15 protein-coding genes are annotated in these 14,390 nt (G+C 60.6%); 8 read left to right on the top strand and 7 right to left on the bottom strand.

The annotated features are described in order from the left end of the window. Positions 1 to 151: 151 nt before the first annotated feature. Positions 152 to 1,111, top strand: a complete 960-nt coding sequence (gene speB, locus ACP7AP_RS17480) for an agmatinase (RefSeq protein ID WP_426036182.1) — start codon at positions 152 to 154, stop codon at positions 1,109 to 1,111. On the opposite strand, the gene ACP7AP_RS17475 is transcribed toward speB, so the two are convergent. Both ACP7AP_RS17475 and ACP7AP_RS17470 read right to left on the bottom strand, forming a co-directional pair. Then, complete coding sequence (locus ACP7AP_RS17475) at positions 1,108 to 1,392, bottom strand: DUF1330 domain-containing protein (RefSeq protein WP_426036106.1); 285 nt, start codon at positions 1,390 to 1,392, stop codon at positions 1,108 to 1,110. The genes speB and ACP7AP_RS17475 overlap by 4 nt on opposite strands. Then, positions 1,392 to 2,069 carry a GntR family transcriptional regulator gene (locus ACP7AP_RS17470; protein ID WP_426036104.1) on the bottom strand — a complete coding sequence of 226 codons (678 nt, stop codon included), beginning with the start codon at positions 2,067 to 2,069 and terminating at the stop codon, positions 1,392 to 1,394. The genes ACP7AP_RS17475 and ACP7AP_RS17470 overlap by 1 nt, the downstream gene beginning before the upstream one ends. Before the next feature lie 106 nt (positions 2,070 to 2,175). On the opposite strand from ACP7AP_RS17470, the gene ACP7AP_RS17465 reads away from it, so the two are divergent. The 5 genes from ACP7AP_RS17465 to ACP7AP_RS17445 are packed head-to-tail and all read left to right on the top strand — an operon-like array spanning position 2,176 to position 7,029. Beyond that, positions 2,176 to 2,778, top strand: coding sequence for an amino acid synthesis family protein (locus ACP7AP_RS17465; RefSeq protein WP_426036102.1), 603 nt, complete (start codon positions 2,176 to 2,178; stop codon positions 2,776 to 2,778). After that, positions 2,750 to 3,568: an alpha/beta fold hydrolase gene (locus ACP7AP_RS17460; protein WP_426036100.1), complete on the top strand. Its 819-nt coding sequence runs from the start codon at positions 2,750 to 2,752 to the stop codon at positions 3,566 to 3,568. Before ACP7AP_RS17465 ends, ACP7AP_RS17460 begins: the two co-directional genes overlap by 29 nt. Next, complete coding sequence (locus ACP7AP_RS17455) at positions 3,565 to 4,479, top strand: flavin reductase family protein (protein ID WP_426036098.1); 915 nt, start codon at positions 3,565 to 3,567, stop codon at positions 4,477 to 4,479. The genes ACP7AP_RS17460 and ACP7AP_RS17455 overlap by 4 nt, the downstream gene beginning before the upstream one ends. A 10-nt stretch (positions 4,480 to 4,489) precedes the next feature. Next, positions 4,490 to 5,527, top strand: a complete 1,038-nt coding sequence (locus ACP7AP_RS17450) for an LLM class flavin-dependent oxidoreductase (RefSeq protein ID WP_426036096.1) — start codon at positions 4,490 to 4,492, stop codon at positions 5,525 to 5,527. A gap of 38 nt (positions 5,528 to 5,565) precedes the next feature. Beyond that, positions 5,566 to 7,029, top strand: coding sequence for an aldehyde dehydrogenase (locus tag ACP7AP_RS17445; RefSeq protein ID WP_426036094.1), 1,464 nt, complete (start codon positions 5,566 to 5,568; stop codon positions 7,027 to 7,029). A gap of 113 nt (positions 7,030 to 7,142) precedes the next feature. On the opposite strand, the gene ACP7AP_RS17440 is transcribed toward ACP7AP_RS17445, so the two are convergent. The 5 genes from ACP7AP_RS17440 to ACP7AP_RS17420 all read right to left on the bottom strand — a co-directional run bounded on the left by ACP7AP_RS17440 (position 7,143) and on the right by ACP7AP_RS17420 (position 12,191). Next, a complete protein-coding gene (locus ACP7AP_RS17440) occupies positions 7,143 to 8,045 on the bottom strand; it encodes a PfkB family carbohydrate kinase (RefSeq protein ID WP_426036092.1) in 903 nt (300 codons plus the stop codon). 7 nt (positions 8,046 to 8,052) lie between these two features. After that, positions 8,053 to 8,907 (bottom strand): MurR/RpiR family transcriptional regulator, encoded by an 855-nt coding sequence (locus ACP7AP_RS17435; protein ID WP_426036090.1) that lies wholly within the window; start codon positions 8,905 to 8,907, stop codon positions 8,053 to 8,055. Between the two features lie 104 nt (positions 8,908 to 9,011). Further along, on the bottom strand, positions 9,012 to 10,004 hold the full coding sequence (locus ACP7AP_RS17430; RefSeq protein WP_426036088.1) for a sugar phosphate isomerase/epimerase family protein: 993 nt from the start codon (positions 10,002 to 10,004) through the stop codon (positions 9,012 to 9,014). A gap of 121 nt (positions 10,005 to 10,125) precedes the next feature. Beyond that, positions 10,126 to 11,517, bottom strand: a complete 1,392-nt coding sequence (locus tag ACP7AP_RS17425; protein WP_426036087.1) for a sensor histidine kinase — start codon at positions 11,515 to 11,517, stop codon at positions 10,126 to 10,128. Beyond that, the gene (locus ACP7AP_RS17420) at positions 11,514 to 12,191 is read right to left on the bottom strand and encodes a response regulator (protein ID WP_426036086.1); all 678 of its coding nucleotides are present in this window, start codon (positions 12,189 to 12,191) and stop codon (positions 11,514 to 11,516) included. Before ACP7AP_RS17420 ends, ACP7AP_RS17425 begins: the two co-directional genes overlap by 4 nt. 85 nt (positions 12,192 to 12,276) lie before the next feature. Between ACP7AP_RS17420 and ACP7AP_RS17415 the strand changes: the two genes are divergently transcribed. Both ACP7AP_RS17415 and ACP7AP_RS17410 read left to right on the top strand, forming a co-directional pair. Then, positions 12,277 to 13,332 (top strand): ABC transporter substrate-binding protein, encoded by a 1,056-nt coding sequence (locus ACP7AP_RS17415; RefSeq protein WP_426036085.1) that lies wholly within the window; start codon positions 12,277 to 12,279, stop codon positions 13,330 to 13,332. Positions 13,333 to 13,455: 123 nt separating this feature from the next. Then, positions 13,456 to 14,277, top strand: a complete 822-nt coding sequence (locus ACP7AP_RS17410) for a tripartite tricarboxylate transporter substrate-binding protein (RefSeq protein WP_426036083.1) — start codon at positions 13,456 to 13,458, stop codon at positions 14,275 to 14,277. Positions 14,278 to 14,390 lie beyond the last annotated feature (113 nt).

Here is a 14,390-nt window from a genome sequence, read left to right as displayed (position 1 = left end):
CTGTCAAATTATTTTCCTGTTGGGAAAAAGATGAAGGGGGTGAATCTTTCGACCTGCCTCAAAAATCGGCAAAGCCATGGCAGACAAAGCTCTTTCCACGGATCGCGGCTTGCGGCTAAGCTGCGTGCAAGCTTTGGGAGAGATCGTGGAAATGTCCAAATTCAATCAACCGCTTGGCGGTAATGAGATGGCGCGCTTTGGCGGGCCTGCCACGATGATGCGGCTGCCGACGCAAGACACAGCGGCGGGGCTGAATGTGGCCTTCATCGGGATTCCGATGGATATTGGCACCTCGAACCGTTCGGGCACAAGGCATGGGCCGCGCCAAATTCGCGACGAATCCCGGATGCTGCGCCCCTTTAATATGGCGACCGGAGCGGCACCGTTCGAGCATCTGCAAGTGGCCGATATCGGCGATGTGCCGATCAACACCTTTGATCTGAAAAAGTCGGTCGATATCATCACCGACTATTACAACGGCGTGCTGGCGCATGGTGCGCTGCCGCTGACTTTGGGCGGCGATCACACGTTAACTTGGCCGATTTTGCGCGCGATCAAGGCGAAACACGGCCCTGTGGCGTTGATCCACGTTGATGCCCATGCCGATGTGAATGACACGATGTTTGGCGAGAAAGTGGCGCATGGTTGCCCGTTCCGCCGCGCTTGGGAAGACGGCTGTTTGCAGAATGACAAGGTTTTTCAGATCGGCCTGCGCGGCACCGGATATAGCCTTGATGACTTCGACTGGGGCCGTAAAAATGGCTGGACCGTGGTGCAGGCCGAGGAGTGTTGGTATAAATCCTTAAAGCCGCTGATGGCGGAAATTCGCGCCAAAATCGGCGACGCGCCGGTCTATCTGAGCTATGATATCGACAGCCTCGATCCCGCCTTTGCGCCCGGCACTGGCACGGTTGAACCGGGTGGCCTCACGATCTGGCAAGGCCTTGAAATCGTTCGTGGATGTGCGGGTCTGAACATCGTCGGCGGCGATCTGGTTGAGGTGTCACCGCCCTATGATCCGTCGGGAAATACTGCGCTGATCGGGGCGAATTTGCTCTATGAAATGCTCTGTGTTCTGCCGGGGGTGCCGCAGGGGCGGCATGTCGGCTAAAGCCCTTCGACCATGGTGATCATCACGCGGGCCGCACCGTCGCGCTCGGCTTTGGCGACGCTGTATTCGGGCGAGGCGTAGCAGGCGCGGGCGGTTGCCAGATCGGGAAATTCGATCACGACATGGCGTTCAAATCCCGCGCCTTCGGGGCTGTCAGACGCCCCGCCTCGGGCAAGGAATTTGCCGCCAAATTTCGCGAACGCCTGTGGGGCGAGCGCCTGATACCCTTTGTACCGCGCGGGGTCGGTGACGGTGACATGGGCGATCCAATAGGCGGGCATCACTTGGCCTCTTTCAACAGACGGTGGGCGATTTTGGCGGCTTCATCGAGGTGATCGCAGACGGCTTGCGCGGCGCTATCGGGGTCATTGGCGCAGATCGCCGCACAAATCCGCGCCATCCGCACCGGGCCAGAAACCCGGCGGTCGGTGGTGGCCAAAGTCATCGCGCGCAGGCGGCTGATCCGGCCATTCAGGCGCTGCACAACCTCCCAAGCGATGCGGTGGCCTGCGGCGGTGAAGATGATCTCGTAAAACCGGGTGGTGGCCGCAATCAAAGCGGGGTTTTCATTTACGGCAGAGGCGGCCTCGATGGCATGGGTGGCCGCTTGCAGCTTGGCTTTCACCGTGGCGTCCGCGGCCTGAGCGCAGGCAGCGGCGGCGTTTTGTTCCAAAAGCAGCCTGATTTCATATATTTGCGCGGCCTGCGCCCAATCCATCCGCGCCACCATCGGGCCTTTGTTCGGCATGATTTCGACCAGACCTTCGGCCTCAAGATAGCGGATCGCCTCGCGCACCACGGATCGGCTGACGCCAAGCTGGTCGCAAAGCGTGCGTTCCACCAAACGTTCGCCAGAGGCAAATCGGCCTGACAGGATCGCACTGCGCATCCGCTCCAGCACAATCTCGCGCAGGGTCTGCGGCGGATGGGTGATTTTCAGATCTTCAAGCGGGTTCATGGCATCAATCTAGCGAGAAGATGGGTCAATCGCAACTGGTTCTTGACATGCGGTCCTATGGTATACCAACATACCATCAGACAAACCTAGCGATTCTGAGGCCAAAATGCCAGCCGTTATCCGCAAGACCCTGCTGCACGTTGAAACCACGCTGATTGAGGGCGGTAAGGTGGCGGCAATGCCGTTAAAGCTGATCGCGGCGGCGGCGGTGGTGCAAAACCCCTGGGCCGGAATGGGCTTTGTCGAGAACCTCAAGCCCGCGATTCATGATGTTGCGCCCGATCTGGGTGCCCTGCTGACCGCGATGATCCTGGAGGCTGCGGGTTCGGGCGAGGTGATTGAAGCCTACGGTAAAGCCGCGATTGTCGGGCTTGATGGTGAGGTCGAGCATGCCTCGGCGCTGATCCACACCTTGCGGTTTGGCAATCATTATCGCACGGCGGTCGGGGCGAAATCTTATCTGGCGTTCACCAATATCCGCGGTGGCGCGAATACCCCGGTGATGATCCCGCTGATGGATAAAAACGATGAAGGCCGGCGCTCGCATTACCTGACCATCCATTTCGCCATCCCGGATGCCCCGGCGGCGGATGAGATTGTGGTGGCACTGGGGGCTTCCATCGGTGGGCGGCCACATCACCGGATTGGTGATCGCTATCAAGACCTTAAGGATCTGGGCCATGACGCTGCAAACCCTGCGGCTGTCTGACGGCACGCGCATCAGCTATCTGGAGCTTGGCCAGGGCGAGCCTTTGGTTCTGCTGCACGGCGTTGGTATGTGTGCGGACTCTTGGGGGCCGCAGATCGCGCATTTTGCCAAAACCAACCGGGTGATTGCACTCGATATGCCGGGACATGGCTTGTCTGACCTGCTTCCGGGGCAACCGGAATTAACTGATTATGTGGTTTGGGCGGCGAAAACTTTGCGCCAGCTGGGCTGCAGTTTTGTCAATGTCGCGGGCCATTCGATGGGGGCTTTGATCGCCGCTGGCCTGGCCGTAGATCATCCCGATCTGGTGCTGCGGCTGGCGGTTTTGAACGGGGTTTATCGCCGCACGCCCGAGGCGCGGGCGGCGGTGCAGGCGCGGGCAGCGGATTTGGCCAATGGCGCGAATGACATTGATGTGCCGCTGACGCGTTGGTTTGGCGACACGGCGGCGGATCAAGCGGTGCGCGCGCAGGTGGCGGGCTGGCTGCGTATGGTGAAATTGCAAGGCTATGCGGCGGCTTACCGTGCCTTTGCCAATGGCGATATGGCCTATGCCGAGGCTTGGCCGAAAATCCATAGCCCCGCCTTGGTTTTGACGGCTTCGGGGGATGCGAACTCGACCCCGGCGATGGCAAAAGCGATGGCGATGGCGGCACCGATGGGTCAGGCTGTGGTGATCAAGGGCCACCGCCATATGGTCAATCTGACGGCCCCGGCGCAGGTCAATGCAGCACTTGCGGCTTGGTTGGCGGTGCCACTGCTCGCCGCAAAGAAGGGGATACGCGCATGACATTGGAAAACTGTCGCCTGCTGCGAGACGCTTTTGGCACCTTCATGACGGGCGTGACCGTTGTGACCGCGCTGGACGAGGCGGGCGCGCCGATTGGCTTTACCGCCAATTCGTTTTCCTCGGTGTCGCTCGATCCCGCGCTTTTGTTGGTGTTGATCGCGAAAACCTCGGGCAACTATGCGCGGTTCATGGCGGCAAAAGGCTTTGCGATCAATATATTATCCGAAAGCCAGAAGGATGTCTCTAACACCTTCGCCAAGCCGGTGGAGGATCGCTTTTCCACCGTGCAATGGCAAATTGGCCCCCACGGTGCGCCCATCCTGCATGGCGTCTCGGCTTGGTTCGATTGCAGCACGCATCAAGTCATAGACGCGGGCGATCATGCCATTCTGATCGGCAAGGTTGCGGCGTTTGAAGCCTCGGGTCAGGCGGGTTTGGGTTATTATCGCGGCTCTTATTTCACCCCGGCGCAAGCGGGCGCGGCTTTGGCGAGTGGGCCTGCGGTGGTTGTCTCGGCTTTGATCGAGCAGGACGGCCATGTGCTGTTGCAAGACGATGGGCGCGGCGGCCTGAGCCTTCCGACGGCGCGGGTTGGGGTCAACGGGGCCACGGCGACCTTGCAGGCGCTGATCGAGGCTGCGGGCGTGCAGGCGGTGCCCGGTTTCATCTATTCGGTCTATGAAGACGTCGCGGCGGGCCAGCAGCACATCGCGTTTCTCTGCCCCAGCACGGGCGGCACGCCGAGCAAGGGCGGCTTTGTTGAACTTAGCCCCAATCGCTTTGACGACGTGACCGACCCCGCCATGCGCACCATGCTGGAGCGGCTGGCCGATGAGGCCCGTGTCGGCGATTATGGCATTTATTTCGGTAATCAGAATATGGGCCGGGTTGCTCCGGTCAGCAAAAGCTAAGGAATCGCCGATGAAATTCTCGTTGTTCGTGCATATGGAGCGGGTCAGTGCCGACGAGCCGCAGCAGCGCTTGTATGAGGAAATGCTGGAACTCTGCCAGATCGCTGACGAAAACGGCATGCACGCGATCTGGACCGGCGAGCATCACGGCATGGATTTCACCATCGCGCCGAACCCGTTTCTGAACCTTGTCGATCTTGCGCGCCGCACCAAAAACGTGCGGCTTGGCACCGGCAATGTCGTCGCTCCGTTCTGGCATCCGATCAAATTGGCCGGAGAGGCCGCGATGGCCGATCTGATCATGGACGGCCGCCTTGATCTGGGCATCGCGCGCGGGGCCTACAGCTTTGAATATGACCGGATGAGCCCCGGATTGGATGCCTGGACCGCTGGTCAAAAGATGCGCGAGCTGATCCCGGCGATCAAGGGCCTGTGGGCGGGCGATTACGAACACAACGGCGAGCATTGGCAGTTCCCGAAAACCACCTCGGCCCCGAAACCGGTGCAGCAGCCGTTTCCGCCGATCTGGGTGGCGGCGCGTGATCCGAACTCTCACGATTTCGCCGTTGCCAATGGTTGCAATGTGCAGGTGACGCCTTTGCATATGGGCGATGAAGAAGTGGTCAGCCTGATGCAGCGGTTTAATGCCGCCTGTGCCGCGCATCCCGAAATGCCGCGCCCGAAAATCATGGTGCTGCGGCATACCTATGTGGCGGAGAGTGAGGCCGACGCCGATCTTGGCGCGGAAGAATTGAACCTGTTTTACAACTACTTCGGCGCTTGGTTCCTGAACAAGCGCCCGATTTCGCAGGGCCTGATCCAGACACTGACACCCGAAGAAGTCGCTGCCCATCCGTTCTATTCAGCGGCTGCGATGCGCAAGAACAACATCGTCGGCCAGCCTGCCGAGGTGATTTCCCGCATCAAAAGCTATCAGGATTTGGGCTATGATGAGTTTAGCCTGTGGATCGACTCTGGGATGAGTTTTGCGCGCAAAAAAGCCTCGTTGACACGCTTTGTGCAAGACGTGATGCCTGCCTTTGCCTGACCCAACTTCCGCCCCCAATGTCCGCCCAAGGAGGCTCTATGCAGCGGTTCCAACAGTATATCGGTGGGGTTTTTGAGGATGGCGCGGCCAGCTTTGCAAGCCTTGATCCGGCGACGGGCCAGCCTTGGGCGCTGATGCCAGAGGCTTCCGCTGCCGATGTGGGGCGCGCTGTCGATGCCGCATGGGGTGCGTTTTGCAGCCCGGCTTGGGCGGGTTTGACGGCCTCGGCGCGCGGCAAATTGCTGTATCGGTTGGCCGATCTGGTGCAGGCGGCAGCCCCGAAACTCGCCGCTTTGGAAACCCGCGATACCGGTAAGATCATCCGCGAAACCTCGGCGCAGATCGCCTATGTCGCGGAATATTATCGCTATTATGCCGGTGTGGCTGATAAGATCGAAGGCGCGCATCTGCCGATCGACAAGCCGGATATGGAAGTTTGGCTGCGGCGCGAACCCATCGGCGTGGTGGCCGCGATCGTGCCGTGGAACAGCCAGTTGTTCCTGTCGGCGGTCAAACTGGGGCCAGCGCTGGCTGCGGGATGCACGGTTGTGTTGAAGGCCTCTGAAGACGGCCCCGCGCCGATGTTGGAATTTGCCCGTTTGGTGGATGAGGCGGGCTTTCCACCGGGTGTGGTGAATATTCTTACGGGCGGCCCGGCGGCGGGTGCAGCCCTCACCACCCATCCGAAAATCGCCCATATCGCCTTCACGGGCGGCCCGGAAACCGCGCGGCATGTGGTACGGGCATCGGCGGAGAACCTCGCCTCGACCTCGCTGGAGTTGGGTGGCAAATCGCCGTTCATCGTGTTTGAGGATGCCGATCTGGATTCGGCGGTCAACGCGCAGATCTCGGGAATTTTCGCGGCGACCGGGCAAAGCTGCGTCGCGGGTTCGCGTCTGATCATCCAAGCCAGCATCAAAGACGCTTTCCTCGCCAAGCTGAAGGCCAAGGCCGAGGCCATTCGGATTGCCGCCCCCGATCAGATGACCACCGAAGTTGGCCCACTTTGCACCGAGCGGCAACGCACGCGCATCGCCGATCTGGTGGCGCAAAGTCTGGGGCAGGGGGCCAAGCTGGTGACGGGCGGCGTGGTGCCGGAAGGCCACGGATTCTTTTATCCGCCAACGATTTTAGATTGCTCTGGCCTGCCGGATGCGGTGGGCTTGCAGCAGGAATTTTTTGGCCCGGTGCTGTCGGTCATCAGTTTTGAGACCGAAGCCGAGGCCTTGGCGCTGGCGAATGACACGGTTTACGGCCTTGCCTCGGGCGTGTTCACCCGCAGCCTGACCCGGGCACACCGGATGATCCGGGGTATCCGCGCCGGAGTGGTTTGGGTGAACACCTATCGCGCGGTGTCGCCGATTGCGCCGTTTGGTGGGCAGGGGCTGTCTGGGCATGGCCGTGAGGGAGGGCTTGCGGCCGCGCTGGATTACACCACGGTCAAGACGGTCTGGCTGCGCACCTCGGACGATCCAATTCCTGATCCCTTCGTGATGCGCTAAAACGGAAGCTTTTGCGAATGTGCAAAAAATACTACCACATGTGGTAGATTTTCGAAAAAAAAGTGGCAGAAAACACAAGTCATTCCCCGCTGGGAGAAATTCAGCTGCCGCTTTCAGCGGGCAATCGCCATCGCAGGCCGCCCGGCCACATGCTCGGCTGCGGCGTGCGAGGCCGCAGCACATGCCTTTTTGAACTTGGCTCCACCCACCATGCAGGCGGCGAGGGCACCGATAAACGCATCGCCTGCGCCGTGCGAACTGACCACGTCGATCTTCTCGGCGGCGATGCTGAAATGCTCATCCTCGGCACTCCACGCCGCCAGTCCCAGGCTGCCTGCGGTGACAATCACGCTTTCAAAGCGATCCGCCAACTTTTTCGCGGCAGCGGCAGCGGCTTTCAGGTTGGTGATCGGGCTTGCGCCCATCATTTCGGCTTCGACCGCGTTTACCACCAACACATCCACCAAACGGGCGAATTCAAGTGACAGCGGGCGGCTCGGGGCGGCGTTCAACAGAGTGCGGATGCCGCGCGCACGGGCGGCTTTCGCGGCATGCAGGTTGATGGCTTCGGGGACTTCGTTTTGCAAAACCAGTAGGCCGACATCCTGCCAAACCTCAGGATTTTGCAGGGTTTCGCAAACGATATGCAGGTTCGCCCCCGACACAATCGTCGCCGCATAATCACCGCTGGCATCCATGATCGCCACACTCATCCCCGATCCAACTTCGTCGCAGGTGGCGACAAAGCGGTGATCGACGCCTGAACTTCCCAACCGTGCCCGCAGGAACGCGCCGAAATCATCCGCGCCAACCGCGCCCAATATCCGGCCCACAGCACCATAAGCCTGCGCCGCCACCGCCTGATTGCCGCCCTTGCCGCCGAATTTCGGATACCAGCGCGATCCCACCGCCGTCTCATCGCGGCGCGGCAAATGATCGGCTTCGACCATAATGTCGTAGTGCAGGCTGCCGACCACAAGGACGGTATTTCCAATCAGGCGGGCGGGCTTGGTCATCTTGGCCTCATTGTCTGCGTTTCGATTGCACGGCGCGCATGGTGCGATCCAGATTTTGATCGGCGGTAGCGCGGTCGCGCTGGGCTGTCGCCACAAAAAGCGCATCCAGCAGGTTCAACTGCGCAATCCGCGCCGTGGCGTTTTCCCCCAGCAGCGGCGAATTCTGCGCAGTCGAGCACAACACCACATCGACCAACCCGGCGAGGGGGCTTTCGGCATAGTTCGTCACCGCGATGATCAGCGCGCCATTGCGCCGCGCCAGTTCCACCGCATCCAGTACCGAGGCCGTGGTGCCGGAATGTGAAAATGCCACCACCACGTCGTCGCGCCCCAGCAGCGCCGCCGACATCATCATCATATGCGCGTCGTCAAAGACGCTGGCCCGGATGCCGATGCGCAAAAATTTATGCGCCACATCGCGGGCGATTTGTGCTGATCCGCCAAGCCCGTAGAAGTCGCGTTGACGGGCGCGGTGCAGGTAATCCACCGCCCGATCAAACGCCGCCAGATCGAGGATGGCAAAGGTCTCCTCCAGCGCCTGCATCGCAGTGCGGAACACCTTCTGCACGATCTCACCAGAGCCGTCTTGTTCCGAGATTTCAGAATGCAGGGCGGCGCTGTCAGATTTGTAGTAATCGACAAGACCCTGACGAAACTCGCGAAATCCGGCAAAGCCGAGTTTCTTCGCCACCTTGACCACCATCGCATCGGATACGCCGGATTTCTCGGCCACCTCCCGCAGGGGCGTTGCGGCATCAATATCCTTGCGCGCCAGAATATCGCTTGCGACCTTGCCTTCCAGCGGCGTCAGGTTCGGCAGCTTCATGCGGATCTGTGCGGCTACGGCTTTTGGGTCGCCCATATTTCCCTCGGATTTTCACAACGCGTTCCATCTGCTTGTCGTGCAACGGACTGTATTCACGACGACACAATTCAGCACAAGCCTACGTACACTTGTAAAGAAATTCAGGCCACTGTCTTACCCGCCAGCGCAATTCGAGCGATTTCTTGTGCTGCAATCGGGTCTTGACGGCTTTGGGCATCGGCGAGGCGGTTGTCGCCTGCCATCACATCCACCGCTGCCAGCATCCGGCGCACGGTGCGGATGTTGGCGGCACATTCCGCCACCGGATCAAGGCCCGAGGCATCGGGGAAGGTGTCAAAATAAATCGCGCCCTCAAAGCCGCCACGCTTGACCTCGCGCAGCAGTTCCAGCGTCGCTTGTTCGTGTACTGCGGCCACCATCAGCCCATCATCGCGCTTGGCGTAGCCGTCGTTCAGATGCAAGCCAAGCAGGCGGCTGTGGCGCTGGATCAGCGCTGCAGCAAAGGCGGGCTGCTCATCGGCATAAAGCGCATGGGCAAAGTCGATGGTGACACCAAGGTTTGCAGCGCCCACTTCTTTAATCGCCAAAAGCGTGGTCGCCGCATCGGGAAGAACACTATAAGCCCTTGGTTCATTGGGTTTGTACTCGATAGAGATCAGGCAATCCGCATCATGTGCAGCGACTTCGGCGATGCCTGCAATCTCATCTTGCCACATTGCGGCGTAGTCGCATTGGAAGGTGTAATCAAAGCCATCCTGCCCCAACCACAGCGTCATCATCGGCGCACCGATGGCGCGGGCGGCATCAATGCCGCGCTTGGTCAGATCAATCGCCTCGCGTCGCACAGCACCGTCTGGGTTGGTGAAAGCGCCGCGTTTGAAGGCTGGGTTGGTGTAATAACGCATCGCCAGACCGCTAACTGAAAGGCCGCAATCACCCACCACTTTGGCGATTTCCATAGCATCTGCGCCGACATGATCAGGGTAGTTAAGGTCCAACTCGGTCAGCCCGTCGACCGTCGCCGCACGTTGAATTATTTGCGCCAGCGAGGGCTTTCCGGCCAAGTCAGGCCAGTAGTCGGATGCCCCCGATGCGAAGGAATTGATCCGGGTTGCGAAACGGTTTCCGAGCATTTGATTCTCCCATAGCTTCACAACTACTATATTGGTTGTAAAGTATGAAGCAAATTCCCGTCTCACATAAGCACAGGTCACTTCGAATTTACGGTGTTCGGTTTGCCGTTCGCGCTATGCCTTACGCCAGCGGCGGAAATTTCACCCGGACCAGCAGACCACGCTGTTCCGCCCCGCGCTGCAGTTGAATTTCGGCATCAAACAACGCGGCGATTTCGGTGGTGATCGCCAGACCCAAGCCAAAGCCGGTTTCCTGATCAGCCGACAGCGCGCGGGCAGGGGCACTGGTGCCGCGTTTGCGCAGCACCGCGCGCTCGGTCTGTTCGGGCGACAGGCCGGGGCCGTTGTCTTCAACTTCAAGCACCACCGCGTCGCCAAGCTTTTGCACCCGCACGGTCACCACCGCACCGACCCCGGCATAGGCGATGGCATTGGTCAGCAGGTTCTTCAACAACTCGGCCAGCAGCACCGGCTCGGCCAATGTCATGGCTTCCGTCGCCCCCTCATAGCCAAGGTCGATGTGATGGCTCAGCGCCAGCGGCACCATTTCGGCAGTCAGGTCTTTCGCGATGGCGACGATATCAAGCCGTTGCAATGCCGCAGCTCCTGTTGCGGCATCCACCCGCGACAGCACCAGCAGTTGCGCCAAAACCCGCTCGGCGCGTTCCAGCGCAATTTTCGCCTTATCCGTCGCCGCAGTGGCCTGCGCGGGGGTAGCGCTGCGGTCAATCAAGGCCAGTTGCGTGCGCACCACGGCGAGGGGGGTGCGCAGCTGGTGGCTGGCATTGCCGGTGAAATGCCGCAACGCCTCAAGCGCGGTATCCAGCCTTTTCATGAAGGAATTGATCGCCCGCATCAGCGCCTCGACCTCTTGCGGGGTATCGGCGGTCACTGGGCGCAAATCGTCGGGCGAGCGTTCGGCGATGGTGGCCCCAAGTCGGTCCAGCGGGCGTAGCGCCGATGTCACCGCGATCCAGACGATGCAGGCGACGCCAAGGATCAGCACCGCCAGCCGCAACGCCGAGCGCAAAAGGATCGCGCGCGCCAATTCCGCCCTCGCCCGCGTCGATTCCGCCACCGTCACGCTGAAGCCAATCGAGCGTGCCCCCGTGGACACCTCGCGCATCAAAGTGGCGCTGCGGATACCCACCGCGCCATGCGTGCCATCAGCAAACGCCACACCACCCGCAGGCGCTGGGTTCACCGCGAGATCCTCATATCCGGTCAGAAAGTGGCCGATTGGGCCATCTACCCGATAAAACACCTTGTCCTGTGCGGTCGAGGTCAGCATTTCCAACGAGGAATAGGGCAGATCGACCTCTAACTCGCCGAACTGATCCACTGTCACCCGCTCGGCAATCGCCAAGGCCGAGCCGACCAGCACCCGATCCGACACGCTTTGCGCGGTGCGCAGCGCCTCACGCCAAGTGTCCAGCAGCGCGATCAGGCCCAGCAAAGCCGTGGCCAGAAACAGCCACAGCAGCAGACGGCGGCGCAGGGAATAGGGTTTCATCGGCTGTCCGGGGCTTTTTCCAGCAGATAGCCAATGCCGCGCACCGCCTGCAAACCCAAACCAAACGGGGCAATGCGGCGGCGCAGGCGTGAGATATATTGCTCGATGGCATTGTCCGACAGCATATCATCCAGCGAGGTCAAGGATTGCACGATGGCCTCTTTCGTCACCACTTTTCCGGCGCGGGTCAGCAGCAGTTCCAGCAGGGCCCGTTCGCGCGGCGGCAGGTCAAGCGCTTGATCTGCGGCGGAAAACTGCCGGGTGGTCAGGTCCAGCGTGACGGTGCCCAAGGTGACGGTGGCCGAACGCAGGCCCGCTTGACGCCGCAACAAAGATCGCACGCGGGCTTCAAACTCGCGCACATCAAAGGGTTTCGCCATATAATCATCCGCGCCCAGATCGAGGCCGCGCACCCGGTCTTCGGCGGCCCCGCGCGCGGTCAGGATCATCACCGCCGCCGGATTGGCCCGCGCTCGCATCGCGCGCAACAGTGACAGCCCGTCCATCTGCGGCAGGTTCAGATCGAGGATCACCAGATCAAACTGTTCCACCGCCGCCAGCGCCTCGGCAGACGCGCCATCATGCACGCAATCCACCGCATAACCGGACGAGGTGAGCAGCGTCACCAAGGATTCCGCCAAGGGCAGATCATCTTCAACCACCAGCAAGCGCATACTCATCCCCCCCTAGGGCAAGGTAGGCGGAAAGTGCTCAGTTGTGAACGCAAGTTGCATCGGTCAGAGTGAAATGATGCGAAGAATGTTCGGTTTGGCCCTGTTTTGCGCTGCAATGGCTGGCCCGATCTGGGGCGAGGTGGTGAACTATCCAGCCCCTGATGGCACGGCTAAGTCAAAATTGGTGATCTATTCGACGCTGGATAACCACTTGGCCGCGCCGCTGATTGCGGCGTTTCAGGCGGGGCATCCGGGGGTGGCGGTGCGCTACGAAGACCTGCTGGCGGGCGAGATTTCAGCGCGGGTGGTGGCGGAAACCGAAGCAGGAAAGCCTACGGCGGATTTCGTGTTCTCCTCTGCGATGGATATGCAGATCAAGCTGGCCAATGACGGCTATGCGCAGGCGGTCGAGGTGCCCGCCGCGCGCAACTGGCCGCAATGGGCGAACTGGCAGGACACCGCCTTTGCGATGACGTTCGAGCCCGGCGTGCTGGTCTACCACAAGCCCAGCTTCCCAAATGGCCCGCCGCAATCGCGGCTGGAGCTGATGGATTGGCTGCGCCACGCCTCGCCCGAAATGCACGGCAAAATCGGCACTTATGACATTGAACGCTCTGCCGTGGGATATCTGTTTCTCGCCCGCGATACCGAACATTTTCCCGATATTTGGTCACTGCTGCGCGAAATGGCGGCGGCGGGCCTGCAAACTTATCCCACCAGTCAGGACATCATCGACCGGGTGGCGGATGGTCGTTTGGTGTTGGGATATAACGTCTTAGGTTCTTATGCCGCCGATCAGGCCCGCAATGCGCCCGATCTGGGGTTGGTGCTGTTGCGTGATTTCACCGTGGTGGTGTCAAGGGTAGCACTGGTGCCGCGCGCGGCAGGCTCGCCCGCACTGGGCGCGGAGTTTCTGGATTTCCTGATGAGCAAACAGGGCCAGACCCTGCTGTCGGAAAAGCTGCGGATGCCTGCGGTGAGCCTAGAGGTTTCGGGTGCCAACAGTGGCCGTGCGATGCAGGCGGCCTTGGGCGATCAACTGCGGCCGGTTTCGGTCAGCCCCGGCGTGCTGGTTTACCTTGATCAAGCCAAGCGCCAGCGGCTGTTTCGGCTGTGGCGCGCGGCTTTGGCCCCAAAATAGCTGCGCGCGGCCACTGTCAGCCAGTTGACAGGATTATGTGCTGAAATTCCAAGCAGGGACGGCACGAGGAGGTGCTGCCCAGAAGAAACGGCACAAAATCCGTGCCTTGGGAGGAGAATCAGGATGAAACACACGCTTTTGAGCGCGTTCTTCGTGGCTGCGCTGGCGGCTCCGGCACTTGCCACCGATTACATGATCATGGCTCCTGCGGCACCGGGCGGCGGCTGGGACAGCACCGCGCGGTCGATGCAAGAGGTGATGCAGGCCGAAGGCATCGCAGGCTCGGTTCAGGTGCAGAACGTACCGGGCGCGGGCGGCACTGTCGGTCTGGCGCAATTCGCTTCGACCGCATCGGGCGATCCCAGTCAGTTGATCGTGGGCGGTTATGTGATGGTCGGCGCGATCCTGACCAACTCATCTCCGGTTACTTTGGCCGATGTCACCCCGATTGCGCGGCTGACCGGTGAAGCCGAGGGCATCGCGGTTTCCGCATCCTCGCCGATCCAGACCATTGGCGAATTGGTTGAGATGATGAAGGCTGATCCGGGCTCGGTGTCTTGGGCAGGCGGCTCGGCGGGTGGCGTCGATCATATCACCGTCGGTCTTTTGGCCAAAGCCGCAGGCATTGATCCGACCAAGATCAACTACGTCGCCTTCTCGGGCGGTGGTGAGGCGCTGGCGGCCATCCTTGGCAATCAGGTCGCCTATACCTGCCAATCGGAGACCCCTGTAGATCGGGCAGTGCGCGCCGCAAACAAGCGGCGGGTGGCAATGGGAAGTGAGCCGGGTATGGGCAGTTTCGTGCGTAAGCCAAAGGGCATGCACTGGTCTACGTATTGGCGGCATATGGACATGATCGAGAGCGCGGATGACATTGCGAACCTTGCCTTCATAAACTTCGCGCGGCGGAAATACCCCGGCTTCGTGACTGATATCGAATGTTAGAGCAAGTCGCCGTTCATATGATTCAGGCTTCCCATCTTGGACGGTTTCTGATTCCCTGATCTTTCCAGATATAGGGGATCGAGATGGGCAAATCACATCCTATGGAGCTTCGC

The sequence above is a fragment of the Cypionkella sp. TWP1-2-1b2 genome (genome assembly GCF_049896245.1).
Taxonomy (GTDB): domain Bacteria; phylum Pseudomonadota; class Alphaproteobacteria; order Rhodobacterales; family Rhodobacteraceae; genus Cypionkella.
The sequence above is the reverse complement of the archived record's forward strand: the minus strand, read 5'-3'. Positions and strand labels throughout refer to the sequence as shown.